The organism is Aeromonas sp. R6-2, assembly GCF_040908155.1.
Classification (GTDB): Bacteria; Pseudomonadota; Gammaproteobacteria; order Enterobacterales; family Aeromonadaceae; genus Aeromonas; species Aeromonas schubertii.
In genome coordinates this window covers 21,051-41,618 of record NZ_JBFODE010000043.1, presented here as the reverse complement: position 1 = coordinate 41,618, position 20,568 = coordinate 21,051, and the positions used below count along the sequence as shown (strand labels likewise).

The window sequence follows — 20,568 nt, the reverse complement described above, 5'->3', positions numbered from 1 at the left end:
ACCCGCAGCTTAAAGGCGGGCGAAGTCGTTAAACAGCGCAATTCCCATCAGCGCCACCAGGATGGCGGCACCGATCTTGAAACCAATCTCCTGCACCCGCTCCGAGACGGGACGTCCACGCACCGCCTCGATGAGGAAGTAGAGCAGGTGTCCCCCATCGAGCACCGGCAAGGGGAACAGGTTGATGATCCCCAGGTTGACACTGATGAGGGCCAGGAAGCCCAGGAAATAGACCAGACCATAGTCGGCACTGCTGCCGGCCCCCTTGGCGATGGAGATGGGGCCGCTCAGATTGTCGAGGGATACGATACCGCCGATCAACTTACCCAGCATGTTGAAGGTAAGGCCGATGAGGTCCCAGGTCTTGAGCAGGCCATGCCACAGGGACTGCAGAGGGCCATACTGTAGCAGAATACGGTACTCATCCGGTAATGGAACCACCTTGGGAGCGATCCCCACATAACCCGTGTCGACGCCGTTTACCTTGCGGGTATCGGGCACCAGGGTCAAGGAGAGCGGCTCACCATTGCGACTCACCTCAAGCGAGAGGGGGTGACCCGGGGCCTTGCGTACCGCCTCGGCAAACCCCTGCCACTCGGTCACCGGCTGACCGTCCAGGGCCAGCAGTTGATCCCCGACCCGCAGACCCGCCCGCTCGGCGGCGCCCTGGGCCACCACGGTGGCCACTTCGGGCAATACCTGGGCACCCAGCGGGACTATCCCCAGGCTGGTAACCGGTGACTCCTGGTCCGGGTCAAAGCGCCACCCCTCGAGGTTGAGCTCACGGGTCACCGCATAGTCGGTCCCCTTCTGTTGCAGCGAGAGGGTCAGCTTGGGCTCGCCGATCTGCTCGATGAGGGCATAGGTGACCGACTCCCAGTCGCGGGCATCTTCCCCATTGACCCCGACGATCTCCATGCCGGGCTCGAGACGGGCCTCGGCGGCGATGGAGGCGGGACGCACCTCCCCCACCACCGGCTTGACCGCGGGCACCCCGATCATAAACATCAGCCAGAAGGCAAACAGGGCAAACAGGAAGTTGGCGAAGGGGCCGGCGGCGACGATGGCCATGCGAGCCCACACCGGCTTGTGGTTGAAGGCGTACTGCTCGTCACCGGGCTTGAGCTCGTCGACCCGGCCGTCGAGCATCTTCACATAGCCACCGAGCGGGATCATGGCCACCACATATTCGGTGCCGTCCTTGCCGAGGCGACGCCACAGGGCGCGCCCAAAACCGATGGAGAAGCGCTCGACCCGCACACCACAGCGACGGGCCACCCAGAAGTGACCAAACTCGTGCACCGCCACCAGGATGCCCAGCGCAACCACAAAGGCCGCAATATTCCAAAGCACAGACCCCATTACACCTCCAGCCATTGCCGTGTCTGATGACGCACCTGGGTATCGAGCGCCATCAGGTCATCGAGTGATCCTACCGCCGCCCCGCCGAAGCGCTCGCAGGCCCGCTCAGCCAGGCCGGCGATGGCCATAAAGCCGAGCCGTCCCTGCAAGAAGGCCTCCACCGCCACCTCGTTGGCGGCATTGAGCGCCGTGGTCGCCGCCTGCCCGGCCGCACACGCCTCGATGGCGAGCCGCAAGCAGGGGTAACGCGCCGCATCGGGGCGCAGGAAACTGAACTCTCCGACACTGAAAAAGTCCAGAGGTTCCACACCCGAGCTCACCCGGGCCGGATAGGCCAGGGCGTGGGCGATGGGGGTACACATGTCCGGGTTGCCGAGTTGGGCCAGTACGGAACCGTCTTTGTACTGCACCATGGAGTGGATCACCGACTGGGGATGGATGATCACCTGGATCTGTTCGGGGGCGGCATTGAAGAGCCAGCGCGCCTCGATATATTCGAGCCCCTTGTTCATCATGGTGGCCGAATCGACCGAGATCTTGGGCCCCATGGACCAGTTGGGGTGGGCGATCGCCTCCTCGGGAGTGACCCCGTGCAGGCTATCTACCTCGCGGTAGCGAAACGGCCCGCCGGAGCCGGTCAGCAAGATCTTGCTCACCCCGGCGCCGGCGAGATCGCAAAAGCCCAGATTTTGCTGCACCTCGAGAGGGAGGCTCTGGAAGATGGCGTTGTGTTCACTGTCGATGGGCAACAGGGTGGCCCCATGCTGATGCACCGCCTCCATAAACAGGGCGCCCGACATCACCAGGGACTCCTTGTTGGCCAGCAGCACCCGCTTGCCGGCGCGCACCGCCGCCATGGTGGAAGGCAGGCCGGCGGCTCCGACGATGGCCGCCATCACACTGTCGGCATCCGGGTGAGCGGCCACCTCACAGAGGGCCTGCTCACCGGCAAGCACCCGGGTCTCACAGCCGTGGGCGCGCAGACGCCCGGCCAACTCGCCGGCGGCCAGCTCATCGACCATGACCGCAAAGCGGGGAGTAAACTCCAGACAGTCGCGCACCATGGCATCGACGCTGCGCGCCGCGGTGAGCGCCAGGATCTGCCAACGTGCTCGGTGCTGGCGGACCACCTTGAGGGTGCTCTGACCGATGGAGCCGGAGGCCCCCAGAATCACCAGGTTTTCCATGCAGGCTCCTAGGAAAGCAGCAGGTAGCTGAGCAAAAAGACCGGCAGGGCTGCGGTCAGGCTGTCGATGCGATCGAGCACGCCTCCGTGCCCCGGCAGCAGGGAGCCGGAGTCCTTGAGCCCCGCCTCACGCTTGAACATGCTCTCGCTGAGATCCCCCAGCACAGAGGCGAGCACCGCCAGCAGGGCGCAGGCCAGCACCACCAGGGTGCGGTGGGCATCGGCCCCCTGCAACCAGGTGACAACGCCGGCCAGCAGGGCCGCGGCCAGCAGCCCTCCCAGCATCCCCTCGATGGTCTTGCCAGGGCTGACCGCGGGGGCCAGCTTGCGTTTGCCAAAGGCACGGCCGCAGAAGTAGGCGCCCGAGTCGGCGGCCCACACCAGGGCCATCACAAACAGCAGCAGCCAGGCACCGGTCGTACTGTCGTGCCAGATGTTGACGCTACGCAGAGCCAATAGAGCCCAAAAGAAGGGGATCAGGGTAGCGGCACCAAACAGGGTCTTGAGCCAGCGGGAGTGGCGCCACAGGGCGGCGGATGCGGGATAGCGCAGCACCAGTAGCAGGGCCAGCATCCACCACGAGGCCGCCAGATAGAGGGTGCCATTAGGCAGGGCCGCCAGCTCCGGCGACCAGAGCCGATCCACCGGCTGCCACATCAGGGTCAGTCCGAGCAGCACGCAGAGTACGAGGGAGACAGGGTGACGCAAACGGGCATCGACAAAGGCCCCCCACTCCTGACTGGCCAGCACGAAGACACCGGCGAGCAGCAGGGCAAACCATTTGATAGGAAGAAAGAAGAGCGCCCCGAAAACCAGGGGGATCAGCAGGAGTGCGGTAATAATTCGTTGTTTTAGCAAAAGAGTTCCTCTCTCGGGGAAACGCTCAACCGGTCTGGCGGTCGGCGATGAGGGCGCGGATCTGCTCGCCGGTACAGCCAAAACGGCGCTCACGGCTGACGAAGGAGGCGATGGCCTCGCTAAACTGTTGCTCGTCGAAATCGGGCCACAGGACGGGGGTAAAATAGAGCTCGGCGTAGGCCATCTGCCAGAGCACAAAGTTGCTGATACGGTGGTCGCCCCCGGTACGGATCAGGAGATCCACCGGCGGCAGGTCGGCCATACAGACAAAATCGGCAAACGTGGCCTCGGTGATCTGGTCACACGCCAGATGACCGGCGGCCACCTCTTCGGCCATGCGGCGGGCTGCCTGGACAATGTCCCACTGGCCGCCGTAGTTGGCCGCGATATTGAGGGTCAGTCCCCGGTTGTTGGCAGTCAGCGCCTCGGCCCTGGCTATTTTGTCGCGCAGGCGATCGCTGAAGCGGCGAGTGTCGCCGATGACCCTCAAACGGATGCCATTTTGATGCAGCGTCTCCACCTCACGCCCCAATACCAGCATGAAGAGCTCCATCAGGGCATTCACCTCCCCTTCGGGGCGGCGCCAGTTCTCACTGGAGAAGGCGAAGAGAGTGAGAGCCTGCATACCGGCTCGGGCAGCAAACGAAACAGCGTCGCGCACCGACTTGACCCCGGCCTTGTGCCCATGCACACGGATCTTGCCGCGGCTCTGGGCCCAACGACCATTACCATCCATGATGATGGCCACATGGCGGGGCAGACTCTGGTTGGCAGTCTCACCGACTGCAGCCGAAAGCGACATTCATATCTCCCACAAACAGAAAAGCGCCGTACAGGGGTACTGCACGGCGCTCGTAATATACCTTTCGGAGCCTTAGATTTCCATCAGCTCCTTCTCCTTCGCGGCCAGGGCTTCATCCACCAGCTTGACGAAGGTATCGGTCAGCTTCTGGATATCATCCTGGGCGCGACGGTCGTCGTCCTCGGAGATCTCTTTGTCCTTGAGCAGGGCCTTGAGATCGGCGTTGGCATCACGACGGATGTTACGCACGGCCACACGGGCGTTTTCGGCTTCGGCACGCACCACTTTGGTCAGGTCACGACGACGCTCTTCGGTGAGCGGCGGCAGGGGGATACGCATGGTGGTACCGGCGGTGGCCGGGTTCAGGCCCAGATCGGAGCTCATGATCGCCTTCTCGACGGCCTGGATCATGGTGCGATCGAACACGGTCAGCGCCAGGGTACGGGAGTCTTCCGCAACCACGTTGGCCAGCTGCTTGAGCGGAGTCGCGGAGCCATAGTATTCGACCTGGATGCCATCGAGCAGGCTCGGATGGGCACGACCGGTACGAACCTTGGACATCTGGGACTTGAGCGCGTCCACACTCTTCTGCATGCGCTCCTTGGCGTCGTTCTTAATCTCGTTGATCACGGTGGTTTTCCTTGTAATTCGTGGGCACTCGACCCGAACAGGCTTATTTGCCGAGGTGGTGGATCAGGGTGCCTTCCGGCTCGCCCATGACCACGCGACGCAGAGCGCCAGGCTTGTTCATGTTGAACACGCGGATCGGCAGGTCGTGATCGCGCGCCAGGGTGAAGGCGGCGAGATCCATGACCTTGAGCTCCTGATTGAGCACCTCGTCATAGCTCAGCTCATGATACATCACGGCGTCAGGATTCTTAACCGGATCATCGTTATAGACACCATCGACCTTGGTGGCCTTGAGCACGACGTCGGCTTCGATCTCGATGCCACGCAGACAGGCGGCGGAGTCGGTGGTGAAGAAGGGGTTGCCGGTACCGGCAGAGAAGATCACGACCTTGCCGGCACGCAGATGGCTGATCGCCTCGGCCCAGGTGTAGGAGTCGCAGATCCCCTGCAGGGAGATGGCAGACATGAGACGGGCATTCACATAAGCACGATGCAGGGCATCACGCATGGCCAGGCCGTTCATCACGGTCGCCAGCATACCCATGTGGTCGCCCACCACGCGGTTCATTCCCGCCTTGGCAAGACCGGCACCACGGAACAGGTTGCCGCCGCCGATGACCAGACCGACCTGCACACCCAGCTCAACCAGCTCCTTGATCTCCTGGGCCATGCGATCCAGTACGGTCGGATCGATACCGAAACCTTCTGCTCCTTGCAGGGCTTCACCGCTCAACTTGAGAAGAACACGTCTGTATGCAGGCTTGGGATTGGTACTCATGGGAGTGATTCCTGGTCATATAAAGACCGCGACAGATGTCGCGGTCCAGGGAACGGTAAAACCGGTTCGATTAGGCCTTCTGAGCGGCCGCGATCTGAGCAGCAACTTCGGCAGCGAAGTCGGTTTCCTGCTTCTCGATGCCCTCGCCCACTTCGTAGCGGGTGAAGGAGACCACGTCGGCGCCTTCTTTCTTCAGCAGCTCGGCAACGGTCATGGAAGGATCTTTCACGAACGGCTGACCAGTCAGGGAAACCTCACCGGTGAACTTCTTCATGCGGCCTTCAACCATCTTCTCGGCGATCTCTTTCGGCTTGCCAGAGTTGATGGCGATGTCGATCTGGATTTCGCGCTCTTTTGCAACGACCTCGGCAGACACATCTTCCGGCTTGACGAACTGCGGGCTGTTGGCAGCAACGTGCATGGCCAGGTCTTTGGCCAGCTCATCGGTACCGCCGGCCAGCTTGGTGATAACACCGATACGGGAACCGTGTACATAGGTACCCAGGTTGTCACCTTCAACCAGCACAACGCGGCGCAGGTTCATGTTCTCACCGATCTTGGCGATCAGGTTGGTGATGGTCAGCTCAACGGACTCACCGTTGCCGAAGTCGGCGGCTTTGAGCGCGTCAACGTCAGCGATCTTCTGGGTAGCAGCGATCTCGACGATCTTCTGGCCCATGGCCAGGAAGCCGGCATCCTTGGAAACGAAGTCGGTTTCGCAGTTCAGCTCGATCATGACGGCGACGTTGCCTTCGGTACGGGCGAAGATCACGCCTTCGGCGGCGATACGGCCAGCCTTCTTGGCGGCCTTGGCCTGACCGGATTTACGCATGTTCTCGATAGCCAGCTCGATATCACCGTTGGCCTCTTCCAGCGCTTTTTTGCAATCCATCATGCCAGCGGCGGTGCGCTCGCGCAGTTCTTTTACCAGGGCGGCAGAAATGTTTGCCATGTCCAGTATCCTCGGTCTTGAATTGACAAGAAACAGGGGCCATAAGGGCCCCTGCCAACCAATGTGTTCAGCTTGGTTAATAAGGGCTTTACAGTCCTTATCAATTACTCAGCTTCAACGAAGCCATCTTGCTCGGCTTGAACAACGATGTCCTGCTCGCGGGCTTCCAGAACGGTGTCAGCGGCAGCGTTCAGGTAGAGCTGTACGGCACGGATTGCGTCGTCGTTACCCGGGATGATGTAGTCTACGCCGTCCGGGTTGGAGTTGGTATCAACTACGGAGATAACCGGGATACCCAGGTTGTTGGCTTCCTTGATGGCGATGTGCTCGTGCTCGGCATCGATCACGAACAGAACGTCCGGCAGGCCGCCCATATCTTTGATACCACCCAGGCTCTTCTCCAGCTTTTCCATTTCACGAGTACGCATCAGCGCCTCTTTCTTGGTCAGCTTGTCGAAGGTACCGTCCTGGGACTGGGTTTCCAGATCTTTCAGACGCTTGATGGACTGACGAACGGTTTTCCAGTTGGTCAGCATACCGCCCAGCCAGCGATGGTTCACATAGAACTGGTCGCAACGGGTAGCAGCTTCTTTAACGGCTTCAGCGGCGGCACGCTTGGTACCAACGAACAGTACCTTGCCTTTCTTGGCAGCGGTGGAGCTCAGGAAGTTCATGGCATCGTCAAACATCGGAACAGTCTTCTCGAGGTTAACGATGTGAACGCCGTTACGGGCACCGAAGATGTAGGATTTCATCTTGGGGTTCCAGTAACGGGTCTGGTGACCGAAGTGAACGCCAGCCTGCAGCATGTCGCGCATGGAAACTTTAGCCATTTTATACCTCTGTATTGGGGTTAGGCCTCCACACATCCCATGTGACCGACCCGTAAGGGGCACCCCGGCACAGGTGTCGATGTGTGTGTGGTGTTTAAGTTAAGGTGAAGAACCCGGAAGAGACCCGAGTTCGGCGCGCTTTATACCATATCCCTGAGCAAAACACCACCTTGGCATGGTATGGAGGGGGTAAAAAGCCGCCACGCCAGGATGTGATGAGAATCACGCTGGAAGTCGGGGGGGGATGCGGATAAAATTTCCAACCGCTTGCAAACGCATACAATTTTCAATTGCTTCCCCTGCGGGGGCAGCCTAGAGAGAAGCCATGACAGCCAAGATCAAGACCCCCGAAGAGATTGAGAAGATGCGCATCGCCGGCCGCCTGGCCGCCGAGGTGCTCGAGATGATCGCCCCCCACGTCAAGGCCGGGGTCACCACCGACGAGCTCAACACCCTCTGCCACGACCATATCGTCAACGTGCAGCAGGCTATTGCCGCCCCCCTCAACTACCATGGCTTCCCCAAGTCCATCTGCACCTCGGTCAACGAGGTGGTATGCCACGGTATTCCCAACCACAAGAAGCTGCGTGAGGGAGACATCGTCAACCTCGACATCACCGTCATTAAAGACGGTTACCATGGTGACACCTCCGCCATGTTTGTGATTGGCCAGACCACGCCTCTGCGTCGCCAGCTCTGCAAGACGGCGCAAGAGAGCCTCTACGCGGCCATTCGTCAGGTGCGTCCTGGCATGTGCATCAGCGAGATCGGCGCCATCATCCAACCCATCGCCGAGCAGGCCGGCTTCTCGGTGGTACGCGACTACTGCGGCCACGGCATCGGCAAGGATTTCCACGAAGAGCCGCAGATCCTGCACTATCGCAACGGCGGCAAGATGGAGCTCAAGCCCGGCATGTGTTTCACCATAGAGCCGATGATCAACACCAAGAAGCACCACTGCAAGGTCAACCCCAAGGATGGCTGGACCGTCACCACCAAGGACGGTGGCGACTCCGCCCAGTGGGAGCACACCCTGCTGGTCACCGAAGATGGCTGCGAGGTGCTGACCCTGCGTGAAGGGGAAGCCCTCGACCGGGTCTTCAAACACGGATAACATCGAAAACCGGCCCTGTGGCCGGTTTTTTTATCCCAGCACCGAGTACGCAACATCATGGACGCCCTTTCTCTCCCCTCCCCGCTGGATCGCGATCACTACCGGGAGCGGCTGGCCCATTGCATGAGCCAGCAACAGACCCGCTTCGAGGCCGGTGAAGAGATCATCACCCTGGTCACCGAACGCGCCCGCTTCATGGATGGGTTGCTCATCGACCTCTGGCAGCAATTTGGTTTCGACCGGGTACAAGGATTGACCCTGATCGCCGTCGGCGGCTATGGCCGGGGCGAGCTGCACCCCCACTCCGACATCGATCTGTTGCTGCTCTATGAAGAGGAGCCGGACGACGTACTGGGCCTGCGCATCGGTGATTTCATCGCCTTCCTGTGGGATCTGCGCCTCGAGGTGGGGCAGGCGGTGCGCAGCGTCGCCGAGTGTGTCGAGCAGGGGCGGCGGGATATCACCATCGCCACCAACCTCATCGAGGCACGCTACATCACGGGCTCCCTCCCCGGCTTCGAGGCGCTCAAACACGCCACCGCTCCCGCCCATTTCTGGCCGAGTGAGGCCTTCTTTCGGGCCAAGCGTCAGGAGCAGCAGGAGCGCCACCAGCAGTTTCTGGGCACCGCCTACAAGCTGGAGCCCGACATCAAGAGCAACCCTGGCGGCATGCGCGACATCCAGACCCTGGCCTGGGTCGCCCGTCGCCACTTCGGGGCCACCACCCTGATGGAGATGACCAGCCACGGTTTTCTCAACCAGGCCGAGTACCGTGAGCTGCAGGATTGCCAGAACTTCCTGTGGAAGGTGCGTTTCGCCCTGCACATGGCCATCAACAAGGGGGATAACCGCCTGCTGTTCGATCGCCAGCGCACCGTGGCCCAGATGCTGGGGTTCACCGGCGAGGGTAACAGCCCGGTCGAGCAGATGATGAAGCGCTTCTACCAGACGGTGCGCCGGGTGGCCGAGCTCAACGAGATGCTGTTGCAGCTGTTTGACGAGGCGATCCTCGGCAACAGTGCCATGGATGTGCGCCGCCTCTGTGACGAGTTTCAGCTGCGCGGTCGCCTCATCGATGCGGTCGAGCCGGATCTCTTCATCCGTGAACCGGCCGCCATCTTGCGCCTCTTCTACCAGATAGCCCAGCACCCCAAGGTGACCGGCATTCACTCGGCCACCCTGCGCCAGCTGCGCGAAGCGCGCCGCCGGCTCGGCTGCTGGCTGCAGGATATCCCCGAGTGCCGGCGCCTGTTCATGCTCCTGCTGCGCCATCCGGGGGGGATCGGCCTGCCGCTGACCCTGATGCACAAGTACGGCATCCTGGCGGCCTATCTGCCCCAGTGGAACCTCATCGTCGGTCAGATGCAGTTCGACATGTTCCACGCCTACACGGTCGATGAGCACACCCACCGCCTGTTCAAGCACTTTCACTTCTTCGCCGATCCCGAGAGTCGCAAGCGCCATCCCCTCTGCCATGAGCTGTTCAACCAGCTGCGCAAGCCCGAGCTGCTCTACGTGGCGGCCCTGTTCCACGATATCGCCAAGGGGCGCAAGGGGGATCACTCGGAGCTTGGCGCCGTCGATGCCCTCGAGTTCTGTCAGCTGCACGGCTTCGATCGTTACGAGAGCCGGCTGGTCGCCTGGCTGGTGCGCCACCACCTGCTGATGTCGGTGACCGCCCAGCGCCGGGACATCTACGATCCGGATGTCATCACCGACTTTGCCCAGAAGGTGCGCGACGAACTCCACCTTGAGCTGCTCTGCTGCCTGACGGTGGCGGACATCTGCGCCACCAACGACACCCTGTGGAATGACTGGAAGGGGACCCTGCTGCGCGAGCTCTTCTTCGCCACCCAGAAGGCCCTGCGCCTGGGACTCGAGAACCCGCCCGACATGCGCCTCAAGATCCGCGAGAACCAGCGTCAGGCCAAGCAGCAACTGGCCCAACGCGAGATGAGCGAGGAGGCGATCAACACCCTGTGGGGGGACTTCAAGGCGGACTACTTCCTGCGCCACACCCCGGAGCAAATCGCCTGGCACACCCGCCATATTCTCGAGCAAGAGGGTGACCATCCCCTGGTGTTGGTCGGCAAACACCCGACCCGGGGGGGGAGCGAGATCTTCATCTACTGCCACGACATGCCCAATCTCTTCGCCACCGTGGCCTCGACCCTGGATCAGAAAAACCTCAACATCCACGACGCCCAGATCATGAGCTCGCGCAGTGGCTTCGTGCTCGATACCTTTATCGTGCTCGAGCCCAATGGCCAGCCCATCAGTCCGAACCGCCTCCCCACCATCAAGGGGGCACTGGAGAAGGCGCTGCAACATCCGGGCAAGCTGGTACTGCGGTGCAAGCCGCCATCGCGGCGCCATCGTCAATTCGACGTGCCGACCCGGGTCACTTTCCTGCCGCACAAGGGAGAGCACACCCTGGTCGAGCTCATCGCCCTCGACGCCCCCGGCCTGCTGGCCCGTATCGGTGCCGTGTTCCAGCAGTGCGGACTGACCCTGCACGCCGCCAAGATCACCACGATCGGCGAACGGGTCGAGGACTTCTTCAGCCTCACCACCCTGGAGGGGGAGCCGCTCGACAACGAGCAACAGCAGCTGCTGGAGACCCGTCTGGTGCAGCAATTGGCCCAGTTGACTCAGGCGTGAGCAAACGCAGAAACCGCTCCCGCAAGATGGCTGAACTCGAGGGTAAAAGTGTGATACAACAAACAGAATTTTTTGAAAGGGAACCGTCATGACCGAGTTGCAACAGATTATCGAGGCCGCCTTCGAGCGCCGCGACACCATCACCCCCGGTACCGTCGATGCCGAGACCAAGGCCGCCATCCTGCAAGCCATCGAGCTGCTCGACAAAGGCCAGGCGCGGGTCGCCGAGAAGATCGCCGGTGAGTGGGTGGTGCACCAGTGGCTCAAAAAAGCCGTGCTGCTCTATTTTCGCATCAACGACAACGCCATCATCAAGGGCGACGATGCCCAGTACTATGACAAGGTCCCCCTCAAGTTCTCCGGCTACAGCAGCGACGACTTCAAGGCCGCCGGCGTGCGCGTCGTGCCGCCTGCCACCGCGCGCAAGGGCTCCTTCATCGCGCCCAATACCGTGCTGATGCCCTCCTACGTCAACATCGGCGCCTTTGTCGATGAGGGCACCATGGTCGACACCTGGGCCACCGTGGGCTCCTGCGCCCAGATCGGCAAGAACGTTCACCTCTCCGGTGGCGTCGGCATCGGCGGCGTGCTCGAGCCGCTGCAGGCCAACCCGACCATCATCGAGGACAACTGCTTCATCGGCGCCCGCTCCGAGGTGGTGGAAGGGGTGATCGTGGAGGAGGGCTCCGTCATCTCCATGGGTGTCTTCATCGGCCAGTCCACTCGCATCTATGACCGCGAGACCGGCGAGATCCATTACGGCCGCGTGCCGGCAGGCTCTGTGGTGGTCTCCGGCTCCCTGCCCTCCAAGTGCGGCAAATACAGCCTCTACGCCGCCGTCATCGTCAAGAAGGTCGACGCCAAGACCCGTGCCAAGGTGGGGATCAACGCCCTGCTGCGCTCCATCGACGAGTAAGACGAGCACATGAAACAAGGGCGCCTTATGGCGCCCTTTTGTTTTTCCAAGCGGGGTCACAGGCCGCCTGAACGCCTTGGGTTAAGATAGACGGGAAAGGTCTGTTTTGATGCGAGGAGCCGTAATGCAAGAGCAGTTTGAAAACCTCAAGAGCCTGGGGATCCAGGATCCCGACAGCATAGAGAGCTACACCCTGCGCCAGGAGGCGGGGCACGACATCCTGAAGATCTACTTCAAGAAGCAGAAAGGGGAATTCTTCGCCAAGAGCGTCAAGTTCAAGTACCCCCGTCAGCGCAAGACCATACTGGTCGACTCCGGCACCCACGAGTACAAGGACATCACCGAGATCAACGCCAATCTCAAATACGTGGTGGACGAGCTCGATATCATCACCCAGGGAGCGCACGCCACCTCGGCCAACGCCGACATCAAGCAGAAGATCCTCAAGGACCTGCGCCACCTGGAGAAGGTGGTGCAAAACAAGATCCGCGAGATAGAGCAGGATCTCGAGAAGCTCTAATCCCGCCGGATGCCCCGAGTGTACAGGGGCATCCAAAGACAAAAAAGGGGGAGGCCAATGGCCTCCCCCTTCGTGTGACTGGAGCGGGATTAGTGAGACTTCATCCACATGTCCATGTCGGTCTTCAGGTTATCGGACTTGGTGCCGAAGATGGCCTGGACACCGGAGCCAGCGACTACCACACCGGCAGCGCCCAGCTTCTTCAGGCCGGCCTGGTCAACCTTGGCCACATCCTTCACGCCGACACGCAGACGGGTGATGCAGGCATCCAGAGAGGCGATGTTATCCTTGCCACCGAAGGCCAGCACCAGTTGCTCGGCCATGTAGTGCTCGGCCATCTCGCCCACAGACTCTTCCTCGGTAGCGTCTTCACGACCCGGCGTCTTCAGATCCAGCGCCTTGATGGCGACGCGGAAGATGGCGTAGTACGCAGCGGCGTAGCACAGACCGATCACCGGGAACATCCAGCCCTTGGTGGACTGGGAGAAGAGCACGATGTAGTCGATAAGACCGTGGGAGAAGGTGGTGCCGTGCTTCATGCCCAGCAGGATCATCACCACGAAGGCAGAGCCGGCCAGCAGGGCGTGGATGGCGTACAGCACCGGCGCCACGAACAGGAAGGCGAACTCAATCGGCTCGGTGATACCGGTCAGGAAAGAGGTCAGGGCGGCGGAGATCATGATACCACCGACCTTGGCACGGTTTTCCGGCTTGGCGGAGTGCCACATGGCGATAGCGGCAGCAGGCAGACCGTACATCTTGAACATGTAACCACCGGCCAGGTTACCGGCAGTGGGGTCACCGGCGATGTAGCGGGCAATCTCGCCGTTGAACACCTGACCGGCTGCGTTGGTGTAGGAGCCGGCTTCGAAGAAGAAGGGCACGTTCCAGATGTGGTGCAGGCCGAAGGGGATCAGGGCGCGCTCGACGATACCGTAGATACCGAAGGCCAGCGCCGGGTTCTGATAGGCAGCCCAGTGGGAGAAGCTCTGGATCATGGCGCCGATGGGCGGCCAAATGAAGGCCATGACCACGCCAGCCACGATAACGGCCAGACCGGTGATGATGGGCACGAAGCGCTTACCGGCGAAGAAGCCCAGGTATTCGGGCAGCTGGATGCGGTAGAAGCGGTTGAACATGTAGGCGGCGATACCACCGGCTACGATACCGCCCAGCACACCCACGTTGGAGACCTTGTCGGCCATGGCGGCATAATCGGCAGCAGCCGGGTCGAGGCCGGCGACGATGGGGGCGACCACACCGATGGTCTTGGTCAGGATGGCATAGCCAACGGTGGCGGCCAGGGCGGCAACACCGTCGTTGTTGGTGAAGCCCAGGGCCACACCGATAGCGAAGATCAGCGCCATGTTGCCGAAGACGGCACCACCGGCCTGTTCCATGATTTGAGAGACAATCGCTGGCAACCAGCTGAACTTGGCTGCGCCGACACCGAGCAGAATACCTGCTACCGGCAGAACGGACACAGGCAGCATCAGCGATTTACCGACCTTTTGCAGGTTGGAAAATGCATTTTTCAACATTGTGTGTGCTCCTGATGAGGATTATTTACCATTAGGGTCAACCGAAACCGAGTCACTACCATCCATCCCTGAAACATTGCAGAGAACGAATCGACCCGAGAGTTTATTGTTAGACGGGGTAAATATAACTGCTCATCGAACAAGATGCTGTATCAATAAGCCGCAATAAAACAAATTTGGAGCAAGGATCACAAGATTGCTTAAGGAAAGAACCGAGGGGTAAATAAAAGATGATATATCGCAAATATAACCCTAGCAGAAATATATATTAATATCCGTCACCAACTGTATTCCCCTTACAACCAATAATCTCCCAACATTTCACAATGTAACCAAGTGTAACCTGGCGGCGGCAAGTAAAATAAAAACTCCCGCCATTGGCGGGAGTCTTTCAGGGCTCTGTACCTATTTTTGCGACTGTTTGACCGCATCGACAAAGGCCTGTCTGGCACTGGTCGAACCGGCCCGCTCGGCCTCATCCACCAGCTTCATCGCCTTCTCGATATCACCGGCCTTGACCGCATTGCCAATCTGAGTGCGATAGAAGGCCTCGGTCTCGCTTAGCATGGCAGGCTTGGACGTCGATGCTGCCAGGGGGACCACCAGTTTGTTGGGGGCCTCATTGACCACAGGAGCATTGGCATCGATGGCCTCCTGATAAACCGGCTTGTAGTAATTGCTGTCGGTCTTGTTGCCACTCAAATCTTCAACAGAGAGGTTGACCACCCCCCAGGGGGAGTGAGGGACCACCGGATCTTTCACCCCGTAGTCGACCACACTCAAGGACTTGGCCATCAACTTGGCCTGACTCATGATGGTCGTGGTCTCATCCAACCCCTTGGGATCGGTGTAGATAACCATGTAGGTTTCGTTATTGGGGTTGCCCACATAGCTGCGATCCACGGTGAAGACGGCCTCCACCCTGTCGCCTTTAAGCAACCTGGCCGGCTCGTACTTGAAGAGGTCCTTACCCAGCTTACGGGTCACCTTGAAGCGAGAGTCCAGCATCAACACGGTCGGATTGAACATGCTCTTCTCAATCACACCCTCCACAGTGATGCGCAGGTCGCCACTGTTTGCTGGCAAGCGGAAGGCAGCAAAATAGCTCTTGCCCTCTTCAAATTGATAGGCCGTAGAAGCGCTGTCGATAGAGACAATCTGGTCGCCCACCGCCAGCACCTTGTAGGGCAGGGAGGCAAGATCACGGCAGCAAGGCTGGGTCTGGCTCAGGGCACTCATTGCCTGCTCCCGGCCATCGAGCACCGCCTTGTACTCCTTGGTGGGCGCCACTGCGCTCTCCAGCGTCGCGCAGCCCCCCAATGCCAATCCACACACCATGGCCAGAGCAATCTTGGTATAGGTCATTGCACTTCCCTTTCAATACGGTCAAAAGATACGCCCCCGACATGCGGGGGCGCGAGTTGTCAACTTGGCAACAGATTACCACCAGGCTTCGGCTTGAACACCAAAGTTCCAGGCGTCGTCTTGCTTGACTCCGTTGCTATCGGCACGGAAGGCGCCATCTTGCTGTACATAGGAGGCAAATACACGGATTTCCGGACGAGCCCAGAAGCTGGAACCCGCAGACCAGGCTTGCGCCAGGGTGTACTTGGCACCATCGGTAGACTTCTCGGCACTACCCTTAACAGTCTCGTGCTCCTTGTAGTAGCCTACTTCGGCGATGGTCTTCATGTAGTCGTTCCACTTGTACATGGGACGCACGACAACGGAGAAGGTATCGCGATCATCATACTCGGTACCCCAGGCAGAGAAATCGCTGGACTTGCCGTAGACGATCTGGTGGCCAAATTCTACCTTGTCACCAACCGGCAGCACGCCCCAGTTGATCAAGCGGAAGCCATCACCGCTCTTGGAGGCAGCCTGCAGGCCGCTACCGGAGCCACCATCATAGCTGGTCGCTTGACCAGCCAGGCCATCGATGAAGTACTGAGCGACAGTCTTGTTGAAGCCACCCAGCATGCCCTGAGTCAGCTCGGCGGTGATCATGTGACCATCGTTGATGTTCGGGAATTGCTTGTCCTGCTGGTCAGTCGGGTTGGCCATGGCGTAGTCATAGCCCAGCTCCAGAGAAGCATCAGCCCACAGGGGAATACCGGCGTAGCGAATGTCAAAGACGTTGGTGTCCAGGGTCTTGGTGTTATCCTTGGCATCGTACTCGGACCAGGGATCATTGCGCAGTACAGCTACGGAGAGCTTGCCAGGACCGGCCTGAATGTTCTCGATACCGGCACCGGCACCGGAGACATCCCAGTAGTAGGTATCGGAGATATGGATGTCGTGACGCTGATAGTAGCGCTTACCGGCCCACAGGGTCTCGTTGCCACCGAACAGGTTCTTGGCCTGAACGTTAAACTGGCGCAGGGCGAAGGTCGCATCACCGCTGGTGCTGTCGGCTTCCCAGTCACGCTTCTGACCAGAGGTCATGGCAAACATGGAGTCTACATAGAAAGACTTGCCTTCCTTGTTGTAGACCTCTTGACCCAGCTGAACTTCGCCGTAGGTATCATTTTCGTTACCCAAGCGGCCAACACGATGCTTGAACGCATCGCCCAGTGTCTGCATATCGCCGTTATCGGAAACACCGACGCCGGAGCGGAAGTAGCCGTGGAAATCAACGGCAGAGGCGGAGGCGGAGGCCAGGGCAGCGGTCACTGCTGCAGCAATCGGGAGCCACTTTGCTTTCATGTTTTAGTTCCTTAATTTCCCGTTGTGGATGTGTGTTCCAAAATCCGGTTCACTATCGCCGCCAGCCGATGTCGAAAATGCGTGGCGTGATAACCGAGCGGATTATAGGAAGAGGTTAACGAAGGAAACCATGAAGCAATTCACAAAACGGCGACAAATTGCGCCAAACAAGATCTCATTGAAACAAAACCCAATGAAAGCGTTTTCCATTGGTCAATACAACCAAGAAACGAGAGGCACACATCGCTTTTATTGCTCATGAAAGCGGTATCCTTGATTATTAATCCCCTGAAATTAAGCGCGAGAGAACTCATTTCACCATAAAAATATGATTGAAAGCGCTTTCCAGATTAAAAAACATCCACCAAGAGGGAATTAATAATGCTGATTATTAAGAGCCGATTCGACCAAAAAAGTTCCAGCCGGAGCATAAATAAATTGGAAAATATAGAGACTCAAATAACCCATATTTGAATCTGTTCTCCCTGTCATCTTTCCATCACGAACCCTCGTTAGGCTCTGCCCATCCGGTTTGGACTGGCCTCCACCCTGAGGAGTCGTACCATGCGCATCGGCCGCTTTACTCATCTCTTCTCCCTCTGTCTGTTGCTGCTGGCCGGCACTGTGACTCTGACGCTCTGGCAGGGAGCCCGACAGTTGAGTGCCGATCAACAGGCCCTCTTTACCCTTCAGCGACTGCAGCAGCGACTCGGTCAGCAACTCCCTGCCAGGCTGCAGGAGTATCTGGGAAGCGGTAACAGCGAGAGCCTGCAGCAGGCGATCCGCCTGCTCGACGCCGCCATCGAGCAGCTCTCCCCTGACCGACCCGAGCTGATGGATGCCTTGGGGGCCTTGCGCCAGCGCATGAAGAGTGACTACCTGGCCGCCGGCAAGCTCTCGGGTACCCCGGCCCTGTTGCTGCAACACGCTGAGCAGGAGATAGCCGGGCAGATCCGCCAGCTGCTTGCCTATGCGGGACGACCGGTCGAACCGGCACTGGAGCCGGCGCGCCTGGCCTATCAGGCCCAGGCGCAGGCCCTGGCCACCACCCTGGTCGAGCTTATCCACCAGAGGGAGAGTTATCAGAGCCAGGGAGTGGCGGGGAACAAGAAGGCGCTGGAGCAGACTCTGGCGCTGATGCAGGGCCAGTACCGGCAGCTCGCGGCCCTTCCCCTGCTGGGCCATCTGGAAGAGAAAGAGGAGCCCCTGCTCCCCCTGCTCACCCCGGCACCGCCCGCCGAGCTGGGTGAGCAGGCCAGGGATGAGCTCGCCTCCCTGCTGCGGCGCTACCCCAAGGAGCTGGATGAGACGAGCCGACAGCTGGCTCGCCAGCAACAGGCCCGCCAACAGATCCGCCAGGATGTGGCCTCGCTCTATGGGCGGCTCGATGAGCTGGCAAAGGCACAGCAAGATGCCCGCCGGCAAGGTTTGTCGCAGCTGGGCTCGACCATGGCGACCATGGCCGCGGCCCTGGTGATCTTTACCCTGCTCGGCTGGGGTTTTCAGTATCGCTGGGTATTGCGCCCGCTCAGGCGCCTGCAGCGGGCCTTCGCCGCACTGGCGCAGACCGGCCAGGCCGAGCCCCTTCCCCCCATGGGTCAAGACAACGAGCTGGCCGAGATTGGCGAAAGCTATAACCGCCTCATCGAAGAGTGGCTGCGCAGCAGTCAGACCAAGGCCGGCCAGCTCGATACCGTCTCCCTTCATCTCAACGAAATGGTGACCCATGTTGAGCAGATCTGTCACCGCACCCGGGATGCCGCGAATGTCGTCAAAGAGAGCGCAGCGATGATGAAAGAGCTCGATCAATTGACAGCCGAGGTGCGCCAGGTGGCCGACGAGATAGCACACCACGCCCATCACAATGAGCACACCATGCGTGAGAGCGAGGAGGTGGTCCAGGCGATGCTTGAGGCGAGTCGCAACACCACGGGGGCCATCGACGAGAGCCGCAGTGCCATCAAGGGGGTAACCCTCTCCCTCAACGAGGTGGAGGCCATGGTGGGGGTGATAGGTCAGATAGCCCAGCAGACCAACCTGCTGGCCCTCAACGCCGCCATCGAGGCGGCGCGGGCCGGCAAACAGGGAGAGGGATTTGCCGTGGTCGCCGACGAGGTGCGCCACCTCTCGGCCGATACCCAACATTCGCTAGAGCAGATCGTCGGTATTCTCGACCGGCTACAGGGGGCCGGAACCCGGCTCTCGGACGCCATGGAGCAGATCGATCGCCACGCCAGGGCACAGCATCACCAGGCAGGCACCCTGTTCGGGGTCACCCAGGCGATGCAAGAGAGTGCGCGCAGCACCGCCGCCATCGCCCGTCAGGGGGCCGGCAATGCCCGCTCCCAGTCAGAGTACCTGACCCGCTTTGCCGACCTGATGGAGCGGCTGCACCAGCAGTCGTCCCGGGTCACCGAAGAGGCGACCCGGGTCGCCAGCCACATGGGCGAGCAGGCCTGCCGGATCCCGGCCATCCTGCGTCAGTGATCAGGCCTCTTTGGCCTCGGGGGCGGGCTCGCTCTTCTTGTTCTCCTTGGGCTCCTTCCCCTTGCCGCCGGCCAGGGGAGTCACATTGGAGTGGGTCTCACCGAGCGCCTGGGAGTGGCCGAGGAAGACGCCGCCGGGCTGAATGGAGAGGGCGCCGCCCCGGCAGATCCCCTGCAGTCGACCATGGGCCAGGATGGCGACCGAAGCTGCCTCGCAGGTACCCTCCAGCACCCCGTTCAGCTCTACCTCGGGGGCGTGTACCTCCCCCTCGATGCACCCGCCCTGCATCACCCTCACCCGCCCCTCGGTCATGGTCACATTGCCAACCAGACGCCCGAAGACCAGAAGTTGCCCCTGCAGCTGCAGGTTGCCGGTAAAGGTGGCCTCTGCGGCCAATACGGTCTGCGCCGGCTCACTTGTCGCAGCGACGGGGGCCTTGGGTTTGTCACGACCAAACATAATGAATCTCTCTATCACGTATCCGATGAGTGCCACCAGGGCACATCCCGTGGGGATGAGGTAGAGCCTCAACCCCAGCATGTAGCAAAGCAGTGCCAACCCCCACAGCAGACAGGTGAGGGTGAGCAGGCGCTCGCGACCCGCTGACTTCATGAGTGGATAACCTGTTGTGGTGGCGCCAATGAGGGCGCAAAGGGCGGGCGCATCACGCCCGGTGCAGCCGCCCCGTGGACGGCCTGTGAAGAGGTAACGACCGGCTTAAGAGAGAACTTGAGGGCGCCACTCCAGATAGGCTGGGTGGCCGGCAAAGCCCTGCGCCCGATAGAGGGGCTCCCCCATGGGGCTGGCGTGCAGCCACACCTTGCCCAGGGCCAGCCCTGCGGCCTCCTCCTGAATCGCACTGACCAGAGCACGGGCCACCCCACGGCGGCGCCAGGCGGGCAGCACAAACATGTTGAGCAGGTAGCCCTCACGGCCGGTCAGATTACCCGGATAAGGGGGCCGGCAAAAAAGCGCCAGGGAGCCCGCCCCCACCACCTCCCCCTGGGCATCGGCCACCCAGTGCAGACAGGCCCCATCCGCCAGGGTCTGGGCGAAGTAATCGGCCAGCACACGGGTCAGCGCCGGATCCTCGCCTGCCGACGCCAGATCCCCCTCTTCCACAAACAGGGCCAGCCGCAAGCGGGTCAAGGCCGCCTCATCCCCCTGCTGCGCCCGTCGAATTCTCATCACGCCTCCTTGCATCACACGGTTAAAAGAAAGG

18 protein-coding genes are annotated in these 20,568 nt (G+C 60.6%); 5 read left to right on the top strand and 13 right to left on the bottom strand.

The window, feature by feature from the left end; genetic code table 11:
* Positions 1-9: 9 nt before the first annotated feature.
* From rseP to rpsB, 8 genes are all read right to left on the bottom strand, one after another.
* Positions 10-1,362, bottom strand: coding sequence for a sigma E protease regulator RseP (rseP, locus tag AB5Y48_RS11305; RefSeq protein ID WP_050666909.1), 1,353 nt, complete (start codon positions 1,360-1,362; stop codon positions 10-12).
* Positions 1,362-2,549: a 1-deoxy-D-xylulose-5-phosphate reductoisomerase gene (gene ispC, locus AB5Y48_RS11300; RefSeq protein ID WP_368164482.1), complete on the bottom strand. Its 1,188-nt coding sequence runs from the start codon at positions 2,547-2,549 to the stop codon at positions 1,362-1,364. The genes rseP and ispC overlap by 1 nt, the downstream gene beginning before the upstream one ends.
* An 8-nt stretch (positions 2,550-2,557) precedes the next feature.
* Positions 2,558-3,406: a phosphatidate cytidylyltransferase gene (locus tag AB5Y48_RS11295; RefSeq protein WP_050666907.1), complete on the bottom strand. Its 849-nt coding sequence runs from the start codon at positions 3,404-3,406 to the stop codon at positions 2,558-2,560.
* A gap of 25 nt (positions 3,407-3,431) precedes the next feature.
* Positions 3,432-4,208, bottom strand: a complete 777-nt coding sequence (uppS, locus tag AB5Y48_RS11290; protein WP_050666906.1) for a polyprenyl diphosphate synthase — start codon at positions 4,206-4,208, stop codon at positions 3,432-3,434.
* Positions 4,209-4,280: 72 nt separating this feature from the next.
* Entirely contained in the window at positions 4,281-4,838 is a 558-nt protein-coding gene (gene frr / locus AB5Y48_RS11285; RefSeq protein ID WP_050666905.1) for a ribosome recycling factor, read from the bottom strand.
* A 43-nt stretch (positions 4,839-4,881) separates the two neighbouring features.
* A complete protein-coding gene (gene pyrH, locus AB5Y48_RS11280; RefSeq protein WP_050666904.1) occupies positions 4,882-5,616 on the bottom strand; it encodes a UMP kinase in 735 nt (244 codons plus the stop codon).
* 70 nt (positions 5,617-5,686) lie between these two features.
* Complete coding sequence (tsf, locus tag AB5Y48_RS11275; RefSeq protein WP_050666903.1) at positions 5,687-6,568, bottom strand: translation elongation factor Ts; 882 nt, start codon at positions 6,566-6,568, stop codon at positions 5,687-5,689.
* A 104-nt stretch (positions 6,569-6,672) separates the two neighbouring features.
* Positions 6,673-7,401, bottom strand: coding sequence for a 30S ribosomal protein S2 (gene rpsB, locus AB5Y48_RS11270; RefSeq protein WP_050666902.1), 729 nt, complete (start codon positions 7,399-7,401; stop codon positions 6,673-6,675).
* A 325-nt stretch (positions 7,402-7,726) separates the two neighbouring features.
* Here rpsB and map point away from each other — a divergent pair, with 325 nt between their 5' ends.
* The 4 genes from map to AB5Y48_RS11250 all read left to right on the top strand — a co-directional run bounded on the left by map (position 7,727) and on the right by AB5Y48_RS11250 (position 12,612).
* On the top strand, positions 7,727-8,515 hold the full coding sequence (gene map / locus AB5Y48_RS11265; RefSeq protein ID WP_050666901.1) for a type I methionyl aminopeptidase: 789 nt from the start codon (positions 7,727-7,729) through the stop codon (positions 8,513-8,515).
* Positions 8,516-8,572: 57 nt separating this feature from the next.
* Entirely contained in the window at positions 8,573-11,176 is a 2,604-nt protein-coding gene (glnD, locus tag AB5Y48_RS11260) for a bifunctional uridylyltransferase/uridylyl-removing protein GlnD (RefSeq protein WP_368164479.1), read from the top strand.
* 88 nt (positions 11,177-11,264) lie between these two features.
* Positions 11,265-12,092 (top strand): 2,3,4,5-tetrahydropyridine-2,6-dicarboxylate N-succinyltransferase, encoded by an 828-nt coding sequence (gene dapD / locus AB5Y48_RS11255; RefSeq protein WP_060586946.1) that lies wholly within the window; start codon positions 11,265-11,267, stop codon positions 12,090-12,092.
* A 124-nt stretch (positions 12,093-12,216) separates the two neighbouring features.
* Entirely contained in the window at positions 12,217-12,612 is a 396-nt protein-coding gene (locus tag AB5Y48_RS11250) for a DUF3461 family protein (RefSeq protein ID WP_005351038.1), read from the top strand.
* A gap of 89 nt (positions 12,613-12,701) precedes the next feature.
* On the opposite strand, the gene ptsG is transcribed toward AB5Y48_RS11250, so the two are convergent.
* The 3 genes from ptsG to AB5Y48_RS11235 all read right to left on the bottom strand — a co-directional run bounded on the left by ptsG (position 12,702) and on the right by AB5Y48_RS11235 (position 16,859).
* Complete coding sequence (ptsG, locus tag AB5Y48_RS11245; protein WP_368164477.1) at positions 12,702-14,153, bottom strand: PTS glucose transporter subunit IIBC; 1,452 nt, start codon at positions 14,151-14,153, stop codon at positions 12,702-12,704.
* Positions 14,154-14,558: 405 nt separating this feature from the next.
* The gene (locus AB5Y48_RS11240; protein ID WP_368164475.1) at positions 14,559-15,518 is read right to left on the bottom strand and encodes a MalM family protein; all 960 of its coding nucleotides are present in this window, start codon (positions 15,516-15,518) and stop codon (positions 14,559-14,561) included.
* Positions 15,519-15,593: 75 nt separating this feature from the next.
* Complete coding sequence (locus AB5Y48_RS11235; protein ID WP_368164473.1) at positions 15,594-16,859, bottom strand: maltoporin; 1,266 nt, start codon at positions 16,857-16,859, stop codon at positions 15,594-15,596.
* Positions 16,860-17,423: 564 nt separating this feature from the next.
* Here AB5Y48_RS11235 and AB5Y48_RS11230 point away from each other — a divergent pair.
* On the top strand, positions 17,424-19,346 hold the full coding sequence (locus AB5Y48_RS11230) for a methyl-accepting chemotaxis protein (protein ID WP_368164471.1): 1,923 nt from the start codon (positions 17,424-17,426) through the stop codon (positions 19,344-19,346).
* Here the strand turns inward: AB5Y48_RS11230 and AB5Y48_RS11225 are convergent, their stop codons facing one another.
* Positions 19,347-19,958 (bottom strand): polymer-forming cytoskeletal protein, encoded by a 612-nt coding sequence (locus tag AB5Y48_RS11225; protein WP_060586953.1) that lies wholly within the window; start codon positions 19,956-19,958, stop codon positions 19,347-19,349.
* Positions 19,959-20,063: 105 nt separating this feature from the next.
* Complete coding sequence (locus tag AB5Y48_RS11220) at positions 20,064-20,534, bottom strand: GNAT family N-acetyltransferase (protein WP_050666894.1); 471 nt, start codon at positions 20,532-20,534, stop codon at positions 20,064-20,066.
* Positions 20,535-20,568 lie beyond the last annotated feature (34 nt).

Excerpts from the sequence above, each read along its gene's own strand:
- AB5Y48_RS11225 (WP_060586953.1), bottom strand. The coding sequence starts at position 19,958 with ATGAAGTCAGCGGGTCGCGAGCGCCTGCTCACCCTCACCTGTCTGCTG.
- rseP (WP_050666909.1), bottom strand. The coding sequence starts at position 1,362 with ATGGGGTCTGTGCTTTGGAATATTGCGGCCTTTGTGGTTGCGCTGGGC.
- AB5Y48_RS11230 (WP_368164471.1), top strand. The coding sequence starts at position 17,424 with ATGCGCATCGGCCGCTTTACTCATCTCTTCTCCCTCTGTCTGTTGCTG.
- tsf (WP_050666903.1), bottom strand. The coding sequence starts at position 6,568 with ATGGCAAACATTTCTGCCGCCCTGGTAAAAGAACTGCGCGAGCGCACC.
- rpsB (WP_050666902.1), bottom strand. The coding sequence starts at position 7,401 with ATGGCTAAAGTTTCCATGCGCGACATGCTGCAGGCTGGCGTTCACTTC.
- ispC (WP_368164482.1), bottom strand. The coding sequence starts at position 2,549 with ATGGAAAACCTGGTGATTCTGGGGGCCTCCGGCTCCATCGGTCAGAGC.
- AB5Y48_RS11250 (WP_005351038.1), top strand. The coding sequence starts at position 12,217 with ATGCAAGAGCAGTTTGAAAACCTCAAGAGCCTGGGGATCCAGGATCCC.
- uppS (WP_050666906.1), bottom strand. The coding sequence starts at position 4,208 with ATGTCGCTTTCGGCTGCAGTCGGTGAGACTGCCAACCAGAGTCTGCCC.
- ptsG (WP_368164477.1), bottom strand. The coding sequence starts at position 14,153 with ATGTTGAAAAATGCATTTTCCAACCTGCAAAAGGTCGGTAAATCGCTG.
- AB5Y48_RS11220 (WP_050666894.1), bottom strand. The coding sequence starts at position 20,534 with ATGAGAATTCGACGGGCGCAGCAGGGGGATGAGGCGGCCTTGACCCGC.
- dapD (WP_060586946.1), top strand. The coding sequence starts at position 11,265 with ATGACCGAGTTGCAACAGATTATCGAGGCCGCCTTCGAGCGCCGCGAC.
- map (WP_050666901.1), top strand. The coding sequence starts at position 7,727 with ATGACAGCCAAGATCAAGACCCCCGAAGAGATTGAGAAGATGCGCATC.
- AB5Y48_RS11240 (WP_368164475.1), bottom strand. The coding sequence starts at position 15,518 with ATGACCTATACCAAGATTGCTCTGGCCATGGTGTGTGGATTGGCATTG.
- AB5Y48_RS11235 (WP_368164473.1), bottom strand. The coding sequence starts at position 16,859 with ATGAAAGCAAAGTGGCTCCCGATTGCTGCAGCAGTGACCGCTGCCCTG.
- pyrH (WP_050666904.1), bottom strand. The coding sequence starts at position 5,616 with ATGAGTACCAATCCCAAGCCTGCATACAGACGTGTTCTTCTCAAGTTG.
- glnD (WP_368164479.1), top strand. The coding sequence starts at position 8,573 with ATGGACGCCCTTTCTCTCCCCTCCCCGCTGGATCGCGATCACTACCGG.